15 protein-coding genes are annotated in these 20,385 nt (G+C 53.0%); 13 read left to right on the top strand and 2 right to left on the bottom strand.

Annotated features, from left to right (window positions below):
- Positions 1-16: 16 nt before the first annotated feature.
- Both LX98_RS04140 and LX98_RS04135 read right to left on the bottom strand, forming a co-directional pair.
- On the bottom strand, positions 17-280 hold the full coding sequence (locus LX98_RS04140; RefSeq protein WP_496427691.1) for a hypothetical protein: 264 nt from the start codon (positions 278-280) through the stop codon (positions 17-19).
- Positions 281-491: 211 nt separating this feature from the next.
- Positions 492-3,365 (bottom strand): sigma 54-interacting transcriptional regulator, encoded by a 2,874-nt coding sequence (locus LX98_RS04135; RefSeq protein ID WP_496427690.1) that lies wholly within the window; start codon positions 3,363-3,365, stop codon positions 492-494.
- Between the two features lie 303 nt (positions 3,366-3,668).
- Here LX98_RS04135 and LX98_RS04130 point away from each other — a divergent pair, with 303 nt between their 5' ends.
- From LX98_RS04130 to LX98_RS04070, 13 genes are all read left to right on the top strand, one after another.
- Entirely contained in the window at positions 3,669-4,325 is a 657-nt protein-coding gene (locus LX98_RS04130; protein WP_496427689.1) for an alternative oxidase, read from the top strand.
- 41 nt (positions 4,326-4,366) lie between these two features.
- On the top strand, positions 4,367-5,560 hold the full coding sequence (locus LX98_RS04125; protein ID WP_496427688.1) for a hypothetical protein: 1,194 nt from the start codon (positions 4,367-4,369) through the stop codon (positions 5,558-5,560).
- Positions 5,561-5,844: 284 nt separating this feature from the next.
- On the top strand, positions 5,845-6,285 hold the full coding sequence (locus LX98_RS04120; RefSeq protein WP_496427687.1) for a hypothetical protein: 441 nt from the start codon (positions 5,845-5,847) through the stop codon (positions 6,283-6,285).
- A gap of 31 nt (positions 6,286-6,316) precedes the next feature.
- On the top strand, positions 6,317-6,793 hold the full coding sequence (locus tag LX98_RS04115) for a heme-binding protein (RefSeq protein WP_496427686.1): 477 nt from the start codon (positions 6,317-6,319) through the stop codon (positions 6,791-6,793).
- A 104-nt stretch (positions 6,794-6,897) separates the two neighbouring features.
- Positions 6,898-7,803 (top strand): heme-binding protein, encoded by a 906-nt coding sequence (locus LX98_RS04110; protein ID WP_496427685.1) that lies wholly within the window; start codon positions 6,898-6,900, stop codon positions 7,801-7,803.
- 33 nt (positions 7,804-7,836) lie between these two features.
- Positions 7,837-9,474, top strand: coding sequence for an SMP-30/gluconolactonase/LRE family protein (locus tag LX98_RS04105; RefSeq protein ID WP_496427684.1), 1,638 nt, complete (start codon positions 7,837-7,839; stop codon positions 9,472-9,474).
- Between the two features lie 18 nt (positions 9,475-9,492).
- Positions 9,493-10,554, top strand: coding sequence for an SMP-30/gluconolactonase/LRE family protein (locus LX98_RS04100; RefSeq protein ID WP_496427683.1), 1,062 nt, complete (start codon positions 9,493-9,495; stop codon positions 10,552-10,554).
- 230 nt (positions 10,555-10,784) lie between these two features.
- Complete coding sequence (locus LX98_RS04095; RefSeq protein WP_496427682.1) at positions 10,785-11,291, top strand: DUF417 family protein; 507 nt, start codon at positions 10,785-10,787, stop codon at positions 11,289-11,291.
- Positions 11,292-12,186: 895 nt separating this feature from the next.
- On the top strand, positions 12,187-12,984 hold the full coding sequence (locus LX98_RS04090) for a VTT domain-containing protein (RefSeq protein ID WP_496427681.1): 798 nt from the start codon (positions 12,187-12,189) through the stop codon (positions 12,982-12,984).
- A 24-nt stretch (positions 12,985-13,008) separates the two neighbouring features.
- Positions 13,009-14,559: a GMC oxidoreductase gene (locus tag LX98_RS04085; RefSeq protein WP_496427680.1), complete on the top strand. Its 1,551-nt coding sequence runs from the start codon at positions 13,009-13,011 to the stop codon at positions 14,557-14,559.
- Positions 14,556-15,584 carry a VOC family protein gene (locus tag LX98_RS04080; RefSeq protein WP_496427679.1) on the top strand — a complete coding sequence of 343 codons (1,029 nt, stop codon included), beginning with the start codon at positions 14,556-14,558 and terminating at the stop codon, positions 15,582-15,584. Before LX98_RS04085 ends, LX98_RS04080 begins: the two co-directional genes overlap by 4 nt.
- A 33-nt stretch (positions 15,585-15,617) precedes the next feature.
- The gene (locus tag LX98_RS04075) at positions 15,618-18,287 is read left to right on the top strand and encodes an MGH1-like glycoside hydrolase domain-containing protein (RefSeq protein ID WP_496427678.1); all 2,670 of its coding nucleotides are present in this window, start codon (positions 15,618-15,620) and stop codon (positions 18,285-18,287) included.
- 3 nt (positions 18,288-18,290) lie between these two features.
- A complete protein-coding gene (locus tag LX98_RS04070; protein ID WP_496427677.1) occupies positions 18,291-20,372 on the top strand; it encodes an amylo-alpha-1,6-glucosidase in 2,082 nt (693 codons plus the stop codon).
- Positions 20,373-20,385 lie beyond the last annotated feature (13 nt).

The following is a 20,385-nucleotide window of genomic DNA, read 5'->3' as shown; positions in this document are numbered from 1 at the left end:
ACAGTCTCCTCAATGTTTAAGTTTGGGTACATAAGACATGGTGAATAAATAGTGGACAGCTCGATAAGACACAGCCCCTGTCAAGCATCCGTCGAATCATGTTGATCCCCTCGGCTCCGACAAAGGCGACTTCGGATAAATCCAGGGAAACGGTCTTTCCTTGCGTAAGAAGGTTTTGGCATTCGGTTTCCACCACACTGACCCAATCTGAAACGATTCGTCCTTCAACTTTCACCGTGGTGGTTCCTACTGTGGTATCCATCAGGGTAATTCGAATCATCTGTACATCCTTTTTTTCGATTTGGTTTAACGTCCTCATGATCAATGCTCTACAGCAACCTCCAGGCCAAAAAAAAGCCGGCCACTTAAATATGAACTAAGTGGCCAGCTTTAAAGAAATTTTATTAATTTATCGGTTAAACTCTTTGCTGATTTCTTGCCTTTCCCATTCCCAATATATTGGGAGCCTCACAACATATTGGGAAAAATTCCTATTTCTTCCTTGTCAGTCCCAGTTTTTTCATTCGAGCTTCCAACGTCGTAGGCCGAAGTCCCAAAAGCTCCGCTGCACCCCCCGATCCGCTGATCTTCCAGGCAACTTGCTCCAGCACCTGTTCGATGTGCCGACGCTCACACTCCTCCAAGGTCAATACCCCCCCATCTTCCGCAATTCCTCCCACAGGTTGGTAACCAATCGTGATGGATTGCAGGCTCTCTCCTTCCGTGAGAATCACGGCCCTCTCGATGACATGCTCCAACTCCCGAATATTCCCCGGCCATGGGTATTGGACGAGCGTCTTATGGAAGGCGGCGGGGATACTGACAATTTTTTTTCCCATGCGGGAGGCATACTTTTGCACAAAGTATTCGGCTAACAGGGAAATATCGTCTTTCCGATCTCGAAGAGAGGGAAGGGCAAGGGGAAACACATTCAACCGGTAAAACAAGTCCGGACGAAATCTCCCTGCCCGGGTTTCCTGAGCTAAATCTCGATTGGTCGCGGCAATCACGCGGACATGGACCTGATTGGTTTTTGTCCCACCCACCCGCTCGAATTCCCCTTCTTGAAGGACCCGCAACAGTTTGGATTGCACATCCAGGGGAATTTCCCCGATTTCATCCAGAAAGATGGTGCCCCCATCGGCTAATTCAAACCGGCCAATCTTTCGGCTTAAGGCTCCGGTAAAGGCCCCCTTCTCATGCCCGAACAGTTCGCTTTCGATCAAGCCGGCAGGAATGGCGGCACAATTTACCTTGACCAGCGGCTTGGACTTCCGAGGACTCAGGTTGTGAATGGCCCGCGCCATCAGTTCCTTGCCGGTTCCCGTTTCTCCGGTAATCAGAACCGTCGAATCGGTGGGCGCCACACGCTCCACATTTCGTAAGACGGCCTTGAGGGCCTGTGACTCCCCGATCAACTCCTCAAAATTGTGGACGCTCTGGATTTCCTCCCGGAGATAGGTATTCTGAGCTTCAAGCCGGGCTTTCTCCTGTTCCATCAGTATACGATCCGTAATATCCAGGAACATTGTGCGGGTGTAGGTCCCGCTGGGATCCGGCTTTGACCACCACTGAATCCACAGTGGCTTGCCATTGTCCTTTCGGGCCAATTCGAGAATGACTCCGCTGGATTCGGTGCCGTCCCCGACGGACGCAAACGCCTCATGCAAACGGCGCTGGGCCTCAGGTGTGTCGGGGATGAAAGATTTTCCGTATGTATGGGGGACGTCTTCCGGCTTGATGCCCAGACTTCTCATCGCCGCCCGGTTGGCACGAATAAACCGGGTATCCAGTCCTTCATGCACATAGGCAATCGGCGCCTCGTCAAACAAGTCGCGAAGGCGCTCCTCGTTTTCCGCAAGGCGGGCATGAATCTTTTGGCGCTCCAGTTCCGCACCTGCCCGCGCACCGAAAATTCGAAAGAGGGGGAGCAAGCGGGCATCCATCGGCATGGGACGCACGTCCAAGGCCGCTAAATGCCCAAGTACGACACCAGACTGATTGAGTAAGGGAATGGCCAAATAACTTTCTGCTCCCAGTTCGACCAACCCCTCCTCGTGAGGAAACAGTTGCTGCACATGCTCGGGATAATGACAGATCTCCCCGGCCAGGACCTGCTTGCAGGGGCTATGCTCCAGATCATATTCAAAATTGGGCAGAAATCCCTCACCGGTCCAAAAGGCCAGAGTTCGTACTTTAATGTTGTCGGGCAACATTTCTGAGACGAAGGCAAAACGCACGTTCAAGGCACTGGCCAAATTCTGGACTAAGGATTGAAAGAACTGGTCTCCGATGGTCGAAGCCGTTCCTTCCACAATCTTTCTCAGAATTACTTCCCCCTGATGAACACTTTCTTCCAAACGCAGACGTGATAATTCAGTCGCTGCTCGAGCCCCAAAAATTTTAAAAATAGAGTAGTCCTGCGGACTGGCTGACATCGGTTTGACATCCAGAGCCGCCAAATGACCCAGCACGGTTCCATCCTGAGCCACGAGGGGAATGGCCAGATACCCCTCGGCCTGTAATTGCACCAGCGCTTGATCTCCGGGAAAGAGGGTTTGTACCCCCTTGTCGAAATGACAAATTTCACCCCGAATAACTTTTTCACAAGGAGTCCCCGTCAAATCATATTCAAAGTTTTCCATAAAGGCCTCACCCTCCCAAAAAGCCAAGGTTCTCACCCGGCTTTTATCCTCGGTGAGTTCTCCTACAAAGGTGTACCGGACACCCAACGCCTTTGCCAGGTTTCGAGTCAGTGCCTGGAAAAATTCCCCGCCGGAGGTTGCCGCGGTTCCCTCATCGACGAGACGCAGGATTAAATCACTTTTCCTGAGGGCTTGGTCCAACTGAACCCGTTCAATTTCCGCCAGCGCCCGAGCGGCGAAAATACGCATAATGGAAGCGGTATACTCCCCATTGGGCATTGGTTTATCGTCTAGCACCGCCAGATGACCGGCCACATTTCCGGAGGAATCAATAAGGGGAACCCCGCAATAACTGACGACCCCCCAGTCCTTGATGACTTGAACGGTGGGATACGTTTCAGCCACATCTGCTTCGTGGTGAATCACCTGGCGATGGAGGACGGCCTCACACGGCCCTCCCAATGGAACCGGAAATTGGGGAAGAAAGCCGTTGGGGGACCACCCAGCCTTGGACTGAAAACATCCGTCGGCAAGGCGCAATTCGGACAGGTAGGCATATCGTACCCCTAACGATTTCGCCAACTGTTCCACGAGAGATTCGAAAAATCGTTCCCCGGTTTGCGTCTCCACTCCCTGAACGATCGTTCGAAGAGTGTGATCATCGGCGGAAGGAATAGGGTCAGAAGAAGGAGCAGTAGAGGTGGTGAGTGCATTGGCCATAGCACCCTCCTTTAGATGAAAACAAATGGCGAAAAATGAATGGATAAAGAAATACAGGGGAAAACGATTTCCTCCTTTACACTTTCAACCGGACTATTATCCCCTAACTCTTAAAAGAAAAGGAATAGCCCTTCATTTTACTTTTTTCAATGACCAAAGGTGTCAATCCCGGTCATCCGCCCTTTTCCTCTCCATCCCCTCGCCGTGAAATCCGGTCTGTAATACAACCACGGGGTTTTCATACTAATGGGCGGACCAAGGAGATCTCGATACATCTCTCCACTCAACCCAAGGGATCATCGTATGCCACTGTTATCCGCTGACCAATTACGAAAAGAACAACTCAATACCTTGACTGCTCCTCCAATCCCATACGGAATTCTCGCCAAATTTCTGTTTGTGAGTATGGACCTGTTGTATGGCCGCCCTCGGACGTGGAATAAATTCAAAATTTTGGAATTGATCGCCAGAGTTCCCTATCAAGCCTGGGAACATGTAGCCTACATTGCGATGACACATTCCGCTCACCAGGCGGATTTTGCCAGCCGAATATTCGACCGCATTCGGGAGAGTCGCCACCAGCAGGATAATGAACAATGGCACTTGCTTATTCTGGAGGAATGGACCCACCGCCAGGGAATCCATGAAGGATTTTTTCGAGACCGTTTCATCCCGCAAGTCATCGCCTTCCTGTATTACCACATCAGTTGGCTGCTGTATGTCATCCAACCCTCACTGAGCTATCGACTCAATATGGAATTTGAAGACCATGCCGAACGGGAGTACATGAAGTTTGTGCAGGAACATCCGGAATTCGATCAGGAACCGTTTCACAGCTGTTTTAAAGAAGAATATGGAAACTTCAACACCGTGGGCGATGTTCTCCGCCAAATTGGTTTCGATGAGCGCATGCACAAAGAGGACAGTAGACAAAAAATTGACCAGGCCCGCTTCGCCTGAAGAAAGCTCACCCAATCCCGGCCATGAATCGCTCTTGCTCGTTGGTCACAATCTGTGCCTGCTGCATCAGTCTATCGGGGTGTTTATCCCCGATTGCGCTTCATAAGGCCGTGTTGGAATACGACCGGACCGTGAACCGGGTAGAAGCCGAACTGCTTCTGCTCAACATCGCCCGCGCGCGTCAGTACCACCCGATTCATTTCACAACCGTGTCCAGCGTCGCGGCCACCTTTGATTTTCGAGTCGAAACCGGAATCCTTGGGCGAATAGGACTATCTCCCGAAGACGCTCCCGTGGAGGTGGGATTCAGTACCAGCGTGGCTGAAAATCCCACGGTCACCATCATCCCGATTTCCGGTGAAGAATTTACCAAACGCATACTCCGACCGCTGGATGAATCTCAATTCGAGTTTCTGGTCCATCAAGGTTTGGACATCAATATGCTTCTCCGGTTGATGGCCCGCGGAATGCTGGTTGAACAAAGCGGGCACTCCTCCATCCTGTTAAACAATCCCTCCCAGCCAGACGGATACCGGGAATTCCGCCAACGGCTTCTTCACATGGCTGCGCTCAACCAATCCGGACACATTTTTATTCAACCGTTAATGTATGAAGAAGACTATCCGGTATCCCTGGATCGGGCCATGACGCCGGTAGAGGTCGTGGCAGCCTTGGACAAAGGCTACCGCTGGGCCTCTTCTCCCGGGTCAGGAGAATCCGTGCTCTCGCGGAAAATTCGCGCACGCCTCGTGATCACCAATTACAACCCCAGGGATCTGAGCGGGGAAGACCGACGCCGCTTGAATGAGACCATTGAGCTGGACCCGCGCGACTGGATCTTTGTGGATATCAAACCAGGTTTTCCGGGGGGCGACTATCCTTTTCAAGGCAAGATTCTTCTGCGGAGCTTCAATGCCATAGTAGGATTTCTAGCGAGAGGGATCGCGGAGGAACCCGAGTTTTCGGTGGATCCTGACCCTCGAACTGGTCCGGTCGGACGAAATCCGGCTCGCACCTTGGAAATTACCGAAACGGAGGAAGCCCCGACCAATGCCGATTTCTTTGTGGATTTGGAAGGACGCTATTATTCCCTTCAGCGTGTCCCGATCACTCAAGGCATGGTGTACAGTTGGAACCAGGAAGCCTTTAGTGTGTTGACCAACCTCTTTCAAATGACCGTCACCGATGTGTCCAACACCAACACACCGTTGATCACCATCCCGAAGGGCGAATAGTTCGCCCAAACAGTGGCCCATTTCCAAAAACGCACGGCTTGCCTGTATCGACCGGTTAATTTGTGCACGGCAATGGCCATGTTTCTGTGACTCGCGCACAAGAACCAGATATTTTCCGACCTCCTCATCAATCACCGCACCGGGATGAATGGTCGAAAAGATGGCGTGTACATGATGGGGTGAAACGGAAGATAGCCAATTCAGACTAAGGGGCGACACATGAGATGAATGCTTCCAAAAGACGATTCATCTTTCATTCACCAACCCATAGAGGAGGGCCTTCCATGAACAGATTTCCCAATCGGTTTTCCATTCGTCGTGCCATTGCCTTGTCGGTACTCGGACTTTTTCTTGTCAGTGCCTCGCAAGGGTTTTCGGCCATGACGGTCTCCACCAACAAATTTGAAGGAGTCAAGGCCAATAAGGGCACTGCCACCTTGTCCAAGGAAGGCAAGACCAACAAGCTGACCTGGTCGGAAGATTTCAAAATTCCCGATACGCCTGCCCCGCATTGGCAAGTGGTTGATTCTCAGGGCAACACCCATTTGTTGAATCGCCTGGTCATCAAAGGTGACAAGCAAAACAAATCCATTGCCGTTCCATCCTACATCAAGGACATTGTCAAGGTGCAGATCTGGTGTTCTTACGCCGAAGCGCTCCTGGGCGAGGCCTCCTTTTCCCAACCCATGGCGATGGGCAACGACGACTTCTTCCATCCTGGCTGAGGGGTTTTAATTGACTAAGGAGATCATACCGATGACACCCTCAAAAGCATTACTGATTGGAATTGGCATGGCATTGATTACCACAACCGTACACGCGCAATTGCTTGAGAAAAAAGCGCTGTCGTTGCAGGCCGCCAAAAAAGTGGCGGCTGCTGCGGAAGCCGATGCCCGGACAAAGGGAGCGCGAGTGGTCATCGCCGTGGTTGATGAAGGCGGTTACCTTCTTCTGTTGGAACGCCTGGACGATACCCAGGTGGCCAGTGTGGACGTGGGCATCGGCAAGGCCAGGACCGCTGCCATTTTCCGGCGACCCAGTAAGGTGTTTGAAGATCAAATTCGGAACGGAAGGGTCGCCGCCCTTGGCCTTCCAGGCGTGACCGCGCTTCAAGGCGGAGTCCCCATCATTGTCGACCACCAGGTGATCGGGGCAATCGGGGTGAGCGGCGAAACCCCGCAACAGGACGAAGATATTGCCATGGTGGGAGCCCAGGCTTTGGCCACACCGTGAGTCCATAACCAGCCAGGATTCACCCTTCGGATTTTGGCAAGCCAAGACCCGAACGGTGATTCTTGATCGGGAATTGCATGATGTCATCAACAAGGAGAAACAGTATGAACCGATTCATTCCCACGTCAATCGGCTTGGCCTTTGGACTTATCTTCGTCGGTTTACCCATCACCCTGGCCCAGGTATCGGATAGACGCTCCCTTACCTTAGAAGGCGCTCACAAAGTCATTGCCGGTGCAGTCGCGGCCGCGAAAAGCATGAATGCTCCGGGAGGATCGATTGCCATTGTCGATGACGGCGGCAACCTCCTGGCATTAGAGCGATTGGACGGCACCTTTGCCGCCTCTTCCAATATTGCCATTGGAAAGGCACGCACGGCGGCATTGTTCAAAAAGCCCACCAAGGCCTTTGAGGACGTGATCAACAAAGGTCGAACGACCATGGTGGCGCTCAACGACTTCACACCCCTGCAAGGAGGCGTGCCGATTCAATGGGAGGGAACGGTTGTAGGGGCGATTGGGGTGAGTGGCGCCGCCAGCGCTCAACAAGATGAAGAATTAGCTATAGCCGGGGCGGAGGCCTTGGATGGGATGAACACCCCCATGACATCATCGTCCCACTTACAGGCCGTCACATTTATTGGCAGTCGGGAAGTTGGTGAGGCGTTTTCCAAAGGGGCAGTTCTGGTCGGTGAAGAGGAGAACATGATGCATGCGGCCAGGAATTATATGGTTCATGCGAGTCACCGGGTAAAACCGGGAATGGCGGAGATCCATGATTTAGACACCGATATCGTCTACGTGCTTCAAGGTAGGGCAACACTGGTGACCGGAGGTCAAGCCGTTGATGCGAAGACTATTGCTCCCCATGAATCCCGAGGCTCGGCCATTGAGGGAGGAGAGACCCGTCATCTGGTACCCGGTGACGTCATCATTATCCCCAATGGCGTTCCCCATTGGTTTCAGGACGTTCAGGCCCCCTTCAATTATTACGTGGTGAAAGTCCGGTAAATGAAAACCCTGTTCCGGATAGGTAGAATAGTCATGTCACGTTGTTTAAAAATCGTCCTCCTGTTGGCCACATTTGGAGTATTCGATTTGAGCTGGAACTTTTCCACCGGGTCGGCGCACTCATCGGTCCTCAACACACGGCCCGATGCGGTGATCGATCTGATGACAGAAGAAGGAGTCCGGTTGATTCATGGTCAATGGCGCTACCACGATACCTCAATTGTCGAGGTGGAACACCAAAGTCCCGGGCAAGACTTAGCTCCAAGCGGCCCTCCAAACCGCACCCATGATCTTTTGCCCCATGCCGGGACCAAAGAGTTTGACGATTCTGCCTGGCAATCCATCCCCGCCCCCGGTTTGGAAACCAGACGGGCCACAGGAAAATTATGCTTCAATTGGTATCGGCTCCATCTCACTATTCCCGAGCAGATCGGAGCCTTTAACACCGCCGGATCGACAGCTGTCTTTGAAATTGTGATTGACGACTACGCCGAAGTCTGGGTTGACGGCAAACTGCCTTTGGTCCTCGGACATACCGGAGAACACCTCATACAGGGTTTCAACGCGCCCAACCGGGTGGTGCTTTCCCGCAATGTACAACCCGGTCAGACCATCCAGTTGGCGGTGTTTGGAGCCAACGGGCCCTTATCCAATCCGCCTGGGAACTTCATTTGGGTTCGATCTGCGACATTGGATTTTTATCACCCCTCCCGAATTGAACAGAGCAAAGAGTTCGTCGGACAGGTGGAACGAAGGGATCCGGACCTGGATGCCATTGTGCCTCCGGACAGGAAATTGGAAAAACTGGCCTCAGGATTTTCATTTACCGAAGGCCCCGTATGGGTTCCAAAATCAGAGAAGGCCGATGGTTACCTCCTGTTCAGCGATCCCAACGACAATACCATCTACCGCATGACAGCCGAAGGAACGGTCTCGGTATTCCGGGTCAAAAGCGGGTATTCGGGTATGAACATGGGTGATTACCATCAACCCGGTTCAAATGGCCTTGCCCTCGACCAACAAGGACGGCTGACGATCAATCAACATGGGAACCGGCGTATCGTCCGGGTCGAACCACATGGGAATATCACTATCCTGGCTGACCGGTATGAAGACAAGCGACTCAATAGCCCCAATGACCTAGTTTACAAATCGGACGGCTCTCTCTATTTCACCGATCCTCCTTTTGGTCTTCCCCGGGTCTTCGACGATCCACGGAAGGAACTGCCCTATAGTGGCGTGTTCCGCTGGCATGAGGGAAACATGCAATTATTGGCCACGGATTTGACTGGACCCAACGGGCTCGCATTTTCACCAGATGAGAATTACCTCTATGTGGACAATTGGGATCCCAAGAAAAAAGTCATTATGCGGTATGAGGTGCAGTCGGATGGCACATTAGCCAACGGGCAAGTGTTCTTCGATATGACTAATGCCCCAGGGGAAGACGCCTTGGATGGATTAAAAGTCGATCAACAGGGAAATGTCTATGCGACGGGACCAGGCGGATTGTGGATCATATCGCCCGAAGGCAAGCATCTCGGCACGATCAAGGCTCCGGATGATCCTCACAACATGGCTTGGGGTGATGACGACCGGCGAACATTGTATATCACGGCGCAAACTAGTATTTATCGCATCCGCCTGAATATCCCGGGAGCCGGATTGTAAAAATACACAGGTGAGATCATGAATGGCAAACACAGAGGACTCTTTCTTGTCGTCGTGTGGCTCTCAGCGTTGTGGAATTTCTGGACACCGGCAATGGCCCTTTCAGGTGAATCACCGGGCCACCCGGGTTCGCCAAGGGTCCAACTCGTCAAACTGGACCCAAGGTTCGACCGCCTGATTTCTCCTGATAGTGTGGTCGAAAAGCTGGCTGAGGGTTTCACATGGGTGGAAGGTCCGCTCTGGAATGCGAAAGACCAGATGCTGCTATTCTCTGACATTCCTGACAACTCTGTCTTCGCCTGGAAAGCAGGAAAAGGCATCAGCCGCTTTTTGCACCCCAGCGGATATTCTGGAACCGCACCATTCACCGGAAAAGAACCTGGCTCAAACGGCCTGAAATGGGATTCCAGGGGCCGATTGGTTCTGTGCCAGCATGGAGACCGGCGCATCGCCCGATTGGAACATGATGGACAATTCATCATACTGGCGGATCGCTACCAGGGCCGACGCCTGAACAGTCCGAATGATCTCGTCTACAGATCCAATGGTGACTTGTATTTCACCGATCCCCCCTTCGGACTGCCCAAGCAATTTCACGACCCCTCAAAAGAATTATCCTTTCAAGGTGTGTACCGTCTGACTCCACAGGGCAAACTGGACCTGCTCATACATGATGTCATAGCTCCAAACGGCCTGGCCTTCTCTCCCGATGAAAAAAGATTGTATGTGACCGATGTGAATCCGAAGCGAGCTGCGTGGCTTGTCTATGATGTCCTGCATGATGGAACCATAACGAATGGCCGGATTTTCGCCGATGCCACACCCTGGCGAAAAGATCCGTACTTCGGGCCTGATGGCGTCAAAGTCGATCGAGACGGCAATGTATGGGGGGCCCGCCCCGGAGGGATCAACATCTTTGCCCCTGACGGCATCTTATTGGGGATGGTCGAAACCGGCATGCCCACGTCCAATCTGAATTGGGGAGAAAACGGCAGCGTTCTCTTTATCACAGGAGGTTCCGCTATCTTCCGTTTGCAAACCATGACTCGTGGGGCAACATTTCAAGAACCACTTCAATGAAGATTCCCACCCATCACCCGTTCACAATTCTGTCTCAACAACTATGGCCTTTTTATGGTTTGGCTCCAGTCCCGTAACAAAATTTTCGGTTCTCGGACCAATAGGGGCGATGAAACATACATAAACGAATGTCGACAAACATCTTTGAGGTTTCGACTTCACTGAGGCTCTACAACCCAGACCGAACCTTGCCCGGCCCAGACCGGGCTCACCACAAGGAGGAACACCTCATGACCACCATAACTGCCACAACCAGAATGGCTGAAAAAGTCGATACCGCTCATGCGGTTTCAAGTGTGGGCACCTTTCTCACACGATTCGGCCTCGTTGTCGTATTTCTTTGGATCGGCGCCATGAAGTTTACGGCCTATGAAGCCCAGGCCATTCAACCCTTGGTGGCCAACAGCCCGTTTATGAGTTGGCTCTATGATCTCTTCAGTATCCAAGCATTTTCGAATGGGTTAGGCGTGTTGGAAATCACCATCGGCTTGATGATTGCCGCCAGAGAAATTTCACCGAGGGTTTCCGCAATCGGCAGCGCATTAGGCGCAGTCTTGTTTCTCGGCACATTGAGTTTCATGATATCCACGCCGCCGGTGTGGGAAGCCAGTCTCGGTGGATTTCCGGCCTTGTCCGTAGCCCCTGGACAATTTCTCTTGAAAGATTTGGCCCTCCTGGGAGCAGCCATATGGACATGTGGTGATTCGCTGGAGGCCATGAAGAACCGATTCAAATGATGGCTTCATATTTCAACCGAACCATTCGCTTGAGAGGAACGTCGTCACGATAACCTGCGATCGGTGCAACCATTCCGTGACCGCATACGAATGGCATACCAAACCGAATCTGTGTGAACATTTACAATGGGAGTGTTGGAAACAAGTGAGCCACCTTTCAGGATGGGACAGGCGATGCGTTCCCTGCCTTGGCCGGGCCTCCTTCGCCGAAATAGCTACGAAGGCTGAAAGCGGCTACGCCCAATTTTTACAATATTCAACAGTCCCACCATTGGACGCCTTAGCCAACCGCCCATGTCATCCGTACCCCCTCACAGACCGCCGCCTAGACCGCAGGAGCGCAGGAAGGATTCCGCCACCTTCCTGTGCTCCCCGACATAAATATTTCCTATTTTTCTCCACCCTCCTCCTTAGACATTCGCCATTGTGTTTTGGCGCTATAGTCATACCAAATAATTTCCATAGCATTCTTGTCGGGATGGGCCACCATCGTCGCTGACCGAACGATCAACGTTGGCAACAACCTCACGCTAAATCGTGAAAGGCCATGGAGAGAATCCAAATCCCCGAAATTCTCCACTTTCTCCTGACCGACGCCTGCTGACTGGCCCCATGGTCGAACGCTCTCACAGCCAGGCAGGCCTTGTCCGGGCCCTTCGGCAAGACTCAGGCTAAACTCCGCGAGTTGGTCTGCCCTCCTCAGCCTCGCGTCCGCCCTATCATTGCAGTTAGTGAAATTGTGTGGCGGAACGAGTTGAAATTATTTGGTAAGCCTATAGATATCCATTTCCAAAAAAATCCGGACATGTCCCTTTGTAATATTCTCACCACCCATCGGACAAAGGGGAGAACAGGCACCTTCATTAATCACGAGAAGACCATTAAGGACACGTTCATGATCCGGTTCTCCTTCACCGACAGAATCTACCCTTCCCGAACTCTGAAGTGGACCGTTGGATCAATGATCGCCCTGTTCATGGGATTCATTCTCTATTTCGATATCCTTCCAGTTCTCTCACCCGACACACTGGAGAAGCATCACGCACGGGTCCTGTTCTTTATCAATCATCATTATGCCTTGGCCGTCTTCTTATATATCGGTCTGTTTTCCCTCCTCAAGGCACTTTCGGTTCCCGGAGGCCTGGTACTTACCTTTGCCGCCGGATATCTCTTCGGAACAGTTCCGGGTACCCTGTATGTGCTGCTGGGGGCTTCAGCAGGAGCCGCTCTGGCTTTCCTGGGAACACGATATCTGTTTCAAGACCTGGTCCTGGACAAAATTGGAGCGCGCGTCCCGGCCTTTCAGGAAACAGTGCAGGCCCATGCGTTCATCACTCTCCTGGTGCTTCGTTTACTCCCATTTGTCCCCTTTACCCTACTCAATTTGCTGGCCGGTCTCACTCCCATGAAATTTCATACATTCCTGGGCGCAACCATGATCGGCATTCTCCCCTGCACATTTGTATTGTCCTATATAGGAAGCCGGTTGCCACATGTTTCCGCATTATTTGATCTGGACTCTTCTTCTCTGGTAGTGCCCTTGGCCGGCCTGGCGTTCCTGGCGCTGGTTACACTGTTCTGTCATTTCTGTATTTTGCAGGACAGCCGATTCCAAGTGGGGGCGTCCTGTTTCGAAAAAGTATTCTGGCCTTCCATGCTTGAACGTACCAAACCCGTACCCACACAATCCTAACGACATCTCCACGACGAGGCACCCATGTCCCATTCCACTCATTATGATGTCATCATTATCGGAACCGGAGCCGGCGGAGGCACGCTGGCCTATCGCCTGGCACCCACAGGGAAAAAAATTCTTCTGCTGGAGCGAGGGGATTATCTCCCGCGTGAAAAGGACAATTGGAATTCCCGCGCCGTCTTCGTGGACAATAAATATAAAGCCAAGGTGACGTGGAAAGACAAACAGGGAAACCCCTTCCATCCCGGCATTCATTATTATGTGGGAGGAAACACCAAGGTCTATGGAGCCGCGCTTCTCCGCTTCCGGCAGGAGGATTTCGGCGAAGTCAAACATCATGGCGGTGTTTCCCCCGCCTGGCCCTACCGCTATCAGGATTTGGAACCCTATTACACTGAGGCTGAACACCTATACCACGTCCATGGCCGACATGGAGAAGATCCCACCGACCCGCCAGCCAGTGCCGACTATCGGTACCCGGCCCTGCGCCACGAAGCCCGAATTCAGGAATTGCACGAAGACTGGCAGCGCATGGGGTACCGCCCCTTTCATTTGCCGGTTGGGGTCATGTTGGACGAAGGCCATCCCGCTCAGAGCCGGTGCATCCGCTGTAATACCTGTGACGGCTTCCCGTGCGTGATGAATGCCAAAGCCGATGCCCAGGTCGTTTGCGTGGATCCTGCTCTTCAATATCCCAATGTCACATTGCTGACTCAAGCTGAGGTGACCAAACTCGATACCAACGCTTCAGGCAGAGCAGTCACGTTCATTCACGCCAAGTGCGGCGAGGCGATTCGAACATTTTCCTCGGATATCGTGGTCGTGGCGTGCGGCGCCATTAACTCGGCAGCGCTGCTGTTGCGATCAGCCAATTCCCTACATCCCCACGGACTGGCCAATTCTTCCGGTGTGGTGGGGCGCCATTATATGTGCCACAACAACTCCGTCATGCTGGCCATCTCCAAGCGACCCAATCCCACGCAATTCCAAAAGACCATTGGCTTGAACGATTTTTATTTCGGTTCTCCGGATTGGCATTTTCCCATGGGCCATATTTCCATGGTGGGAAAACAGGATCTGGACATGCTCAAATCGGGCGCGCCGGGGTTCGCTCCAGGGTTAGCCCTGGATGTCATGGCCAAACATTCGTTGGATTTTTGGATGACGTCCGAAGATCTTCCCGATCCCGACAATCGTGTCGAAGTGGACCGGGAAGGCAAACTCCACCTGCATTACACGGCCAATAATCTGGAAGGACATCGACGATTGGCCGCCACACTGAAAGGGATGCTCAACAGGATTGGATGCGAAGAACGTCTCCTTCCTTCACATCTCTACCTTGGCAAAAAAATCCCCATCGCGGGCACCGCTCATCAATGCGGCACCATTCGCTTCGGTCATGACCCAAAGACTTCGGCGCTGGATATCAACTGCCGGGCCCATGACCTGGATAATCTTTATGTTGTGGATGCCAGCTTTTTTGCCTCCAGCACCGCGGTCAATCCCTCGCTCACGATTATCGCCAATGCGCTAAGAGTCGGCGACCATTTAAAAGAGCGCTTAAAGTCATGATGCGCGTGATTCAATTGCCACGTGCCCTCGTTCTATGCCTGTTGTTGTGGCACAACACGGTCTTCGTCTGGGCCGAGGTTTCAATACCTACCATTACAGCAGTAGACTCGGTGGGCATCACGGTCGATGAGATGGACCGCTCAGTAGAATTTTACACAAAGGTCCTGACTTTCGAGCCTATCTCCGATGTGGAAGTCTGGGGCCCGGAATACGAACGGCTCGAAGGCCTTTTTGGTCTCCGCATGCGTGTGGTTCGCCTGAAGCTGGGAGAGGAGTTTCTGGAACTGACCGAATATTTGACTCCGAAAGGAAAACCCATTCCTGTCGATTCACGAAGCCATGACCAGTGGTTTCAGCATGTGGCCATTATCGTCCAAGACATGGACAAGGCTTATCAACAGTTGCGTCGGCATCAGATCCGCCATGTGTCCACCGGTCCCCAACTGCTGCCGGATTGGAATCCTCATGCCGGTGGCATTCAGGCATTCTATTTCCAGGACCCGGACGGGCATGTTCTAGAAATACTTCAATTTCCCAAGGGCAAAGGCCAGACAAAATGGCACACACCAACCGACAAGCTGTTTTTGGGAATCGACCATACGGCCATCGTCGTTAAAGATACCCAGACCAGTTTAGCGTTTTTTCGTGACACACTAGGCCTACGCGTGGTTGGGGAAAGTGAAAATTACGGAACAGAACAGGAACACCTCAACCAGGTCTTTGGCGCCCGGCTCCGCATTACCGCTCTTCGCGCGGCAGAGGGACCGGGCATTGAATTCTTAGAATATGTGAGCCCCACCGACGGACGACCGATGCCGGAATCCGAACGCGCCAACGATCTCTTCCATTGGCACACGCGGTTGGTCACGACCCGATTGTCTTCCCTGACCCACCAGCTCCACACCGTGCGGGCCCCGTTTTTGTCAGGGGGGCCTATCGTTATTCCTTCTCACACGTTAGGATTTAGCATAGCTCTCGTCGTCCGCGACCCGACCGGCCATGTCCTGCAAATCGTCCAACGATAAACTATACAGCCTACAACATAGGGAGCCTTGTCTATGTCCAAAGCCACACCTCATCTGACAAAAGAAGAAGAACGCTTAGAAGAATCTAAAAAGCGAACGGTGCATTGGAAACGGTGGGGGCCCTACCTGAGTGAACGCCAATGGGGCACGGTCCGCGAAGATTACAGTCCGAACGGCACAGCCTGGGAATATTTCCCTCACGATCATGCCCGGTCACGCGCCTATCGTTGGGGAGAAGATGGCATCGGCGGCATCTGCGACCGCCACCAGCAAATTTGCTTTGCCTTGGCTCTCTGGAATGGAAACGATCCCATTCTGAAAGAACGGTTGTATGGATTAACCGGGAACGAAGGCAATCATGGGGAGGACGTCAAAGAATATTACTTTTACCTGGACTCTACCCCTACGCATTCCTACATGAAGTTTTTGTATAAATACCCCCAACAGGCATTTCCCTATGCCCGGTTGCTTGAAGAAAACCGGAGGCGCGGCAAACAGGATTGGGAATATGAGTTGATGGACACCGGAATCTTTGACGACAACCGGTACTTCGACGTGTTTATCGAGTATGCCAAAGCCACACACGAGGACATCCTCATCCGGATTACCGCTCACAACCGCGGGCCGGATTCCGCAGAACTCCATGTGCTGCCGACCATCTGGTTCCGGAATACCTGGTCCTGGGACCCACATGCTGCACGACCCGCACTCAATCGAGATGAGGATCTTGGCGATGCCCAGGTCATCCACCTGAACCATGAACAATACGGGTCGCGGTGGCTGTTATGCGAAGGCACTCCGGACATGCTCTTTACAGAAAATGACACCAACACGCAACGGCTCTATGGACTTCCCAACGCCGGCCCCTATGTCAAAGACGGGATCAATGACTATATCGTCGCCGGCACACAGGGAACGGTGAATCCGGAACAGGTCGGAACAAAAGGGGCTGTGCATTATCATTCGCTGATTGCAGCGGGGCAAAGCGTCACCTACCGGCTTCGATTGACCAATCTACCTCCGACCGAAGGCCAGTTGGAGGATGAGTTTGAGACCATCTTTCCCACGCGGCAACAAGAAGCGGACGCGTTCTTTGCCAAACGCCTCGGGACAGCTAAATCCAAGGATGCACAAAACGTTCAGCGTCAGGCGTTTGCCGGTATGCTGTGGAGCAAACAGTTTTTTCATTTTGACGTGCGCACCTGGCTGGCGGGAGACCCCGCAGGGCCGCCGCCACCCGCCGGACGAGAGAATGGCCGGAACGCGGATTGGACGCACCTTTATAATAAAGACATCATTTCCATGCCGGATAAATGGGAATACCCCTGGTATGCCGCATGGGACCTCGCCTTCCATTGCGTGCCATTAGCCCTGGTGGACCCGGACTTCGCAAAAGATCAACTCCGGTTATTGGTCAGAGAATGGTACATGCATCCCAACGGTCAAATTCCGGCGTATGAGTGGGCGTTCGGCGACGTGAATCCGCCCGTCCACGCCTGGGCCACCTGGCGGGTGTATAAAATTGAAAAACGCATCAGGGGCAAAGCCGACCGGGTATGGTTGGCCAAGATATTCCATAAACTCCTGCTGAACTTTACCTGGTGGGTGAACCGGAAGGATGCCGATGGTCGAAACATTTTTCAGGGAGGATTCCTCGGACTGGATAATATCGGCCTCTTCGACCGGTCCGCGCCGCTTCCCACCGGTGGATATATCGATCAATCCGACGGCACCAGTTGGATGGGCATGTACTGCCTGAATATGCTGGCCATTGCCCTGGAATTGGCACGACACGACCCCGCCTACGGCGATGTGGCCAGCAAGTTCTTTGAACATTTTGTCTACATCTCGCACGCCATCAATCACATCGGCGAAGGCAATCACGAAGCCTCCCTATGGGATGAGACCGACGGATTTTATTATGACATGTTGCATTTCCCGGACGGCCATTCTCAACAAATGAAGGTCCGGTCCATGGTGGGATTGATCCCGCTCTTTGCCGTTGAGACGTTGGAACCGGAGGTGGTGGATGCCCTGCCGGGCTTTAAACGGCGCCTGTTGTGGTTTATCGAAAACCGCCCGGAATTCCGGCGTCATGTCTGTTCAACCAGCCTGCCGGATGGGAGTGTTCGCCGGATGCTCTCGATAGTGGATCAGGAGCAACTCCCCCGCGTCATGAAGTACATGTTGGATGAAGAGGAATTTCTCTCTACGTATGGTATTCGAGCCTTATCCAAATACCATCAAGACCATCCCTATGTGCACCATGTGAATGGACATGAACATCGCGTGGATTATGAACCGGCAGAATCCAGGACCGGCTTATTCGGCGGCAACTCCAATTGGAGAGGACCGATTTGGTTTCCGGTGAATTTTCTGCTGATCGAATCGTTACAAAAATTCCATCATTTCTTTGGCGATCATCTCACCGTGGAATGCCCGACCGGATCAGGATCGCAACAGACACTGTGGCAAGTCGCAGCGGAAATTTCCCGTCGCCTTAATCGTCTCTTCCTTCGTGATCGTTCGGGCCACCGACCGGTCTTCGGGGGAGTCGCCCTGTTTCAGCAGGATCCGCATTGGCGGGATTACCTGTTATTCCATGAATATTTTCACGGGGACAACGGAGCGGGATTAGGTGCAAGCCACCAAACGGGCTGGACCGGACTTGTCACCAAACTGTTGGAACAATCAGGAGAATAAGATATGTCTTTTTCGAATTCCGCTCCCGGTCTGACCGCCCCATCCGCGACGACTCCGGTTTGGCCTCGGGTTGTGGATTTCGGAAGGGAGATTTGTGGAGATATCTGGATGGCGGAACGCCGGGAATGGCTCGTCACCAACGGAATTGGAGGGTTCGCCTCCGGCACGGTAGCCGGCTCTCTCACCCGCCGTTATCACGGACTATTGGTTGCCGCCCTCAAGCCACCACTCGGGCGGACCTTATTAGTCAGCAAGCTGGAAGAGACCGTGAAATACCGGGAGCAGACCGTACAACTTTCGACGAATCATTGGGATAGCGGCACCATTGCGCCCACCGGTTTTTTATATCTGGAGCGGTTCCGTTTGGAAGGCACGACGCCGATCTGGACGTTTGCCATCGCCGACGCACAATTGGAAAAACGAATTTGGATGGAGCCGGGGGAGAATACCACGTATGTCCGATATACCTTGATCCGGGGAACCCTTCCGGTCCGGCTCAATCTGCGCGCCTTTATCAATCATCGGGATTATCACGGGACGACGCTGGATGCCCTGCCGGAATTCTCCATCACGGCCATACCCCATGGACTACAGATTTTCCCCGCAGGAGGTTCTCCGTTTTTTCTCTCTGGATCGGAAGGGTTGGTAGAGAGCGTCAGTACCTGGTTTCACAATTACCATCTGTCACTCGAACGCGAACGGGGACTTCCCGATCGGGAGCATCATCTGCACATCGGCACGTGGAGCCTCGAATTGAAACCAGGCGAACAGATCACCTGGATGGCCAGCACCCGTCTTAAGCCGTCCAGACCCGCTGCTTCGTGTTTCGAATCACGCCGATGCCATGAAGTGGCATTGCTCAAATCGGAATCAACGAGAAAACACCCACCCCCCAATGGGCCGGCCTGGATCCAACAGCTCACACTGGCCGCCGACCAGTTCATCGCCTCTCGTCCCCTCTCGGCCAACGATACCGGCCATACAATCATCGCCGGCTATCACTGGTTTGGGGATTGGGGAAGAGACACCATGATCAGCCTGCCTGGACTGACTCTGACCACCAAACGCTTTGACATCGCTCGCAGCATTCTTTCCACATTTGCGCAATATGCCGACCAAGGTATGCTGCCCAACCGATTCCCCGACGCAGGGGAAGAACCGGAATACAACACCGTTGATGCGACGCTCTGGTACATTGAAGCCGTCCGCCAATATGTGGACGCCACCGATGATCGCGCCTTTCTCAAAACGATCTTTTCCGTGCTTGTCGAAATGCTGGCGTGGTACCGCAAGGGCACCAGGTTTGGAATCGGTATGGATCCCGCTGATCACTTACTTCATGCCGGAGAGCCGGGCGTACAGCTCACCTGGATGGATGCCAAGGTCGGAGACTGGGTTGTGACTCCGCGGATGGGCAAGCCGGTCGAGATCAATGCGCTGTGGTACCAAGCCTGGCTCACCTTGGGCCAATTGGCCAGAACCATGAAAGAGCCGCACGAGGAATTTCTACAAACAGCCAAGGCCATCCACACATCCTTTCAACGGTTCTGGGACGAACGATTACACCGATGTTATGACGTGCTGGACGGACCGCATGGCCATGACCCGGCCCCACGCCCCAATCAATTGTTCGCCGTGTCCCTGCCAAACAGTCCGCTCACCTACAAACAGCAACATGCTGTCGTGGATTATTGCGCCCGACATCTCTACACATCGTATGGGTTACGCAGCCTGGGACAGGAAGATCCCCAATATGTGGGACAGTATGAAAGAGATCCGCGGCAACGAGACGGCGCCTATCACCAAGGCACCGTCTGGGGCTGGCTACTCGGTCCTTTTGTGCTGGCACACTTTCGGGTCTATCGCAATCCAGAAGCTGCTCGATCGTATCTTGCACCGATGGCTCATCATCTCAACGATTACGGACTGGGAACGCTGGGAGAAATCTTTGACGGCCAACCCCCGTTCGCTCCCCGTGGCTGCATCGCCCAAGCCTGGACCGTGGCTGAAATCCTCCGCGCCTGGCATCTCATTCACCCGTCCACCAACAAGCCTGGGACAGAAAAACACACTCCCCAAAAATAAAGTGCCCTGGTCT

It is taken from the genome of Nitrospira marina, from assembly GCF_059568365.1.
This window is presented reverse-complemented; position numbering and strand designations above follow the sequence as displayed.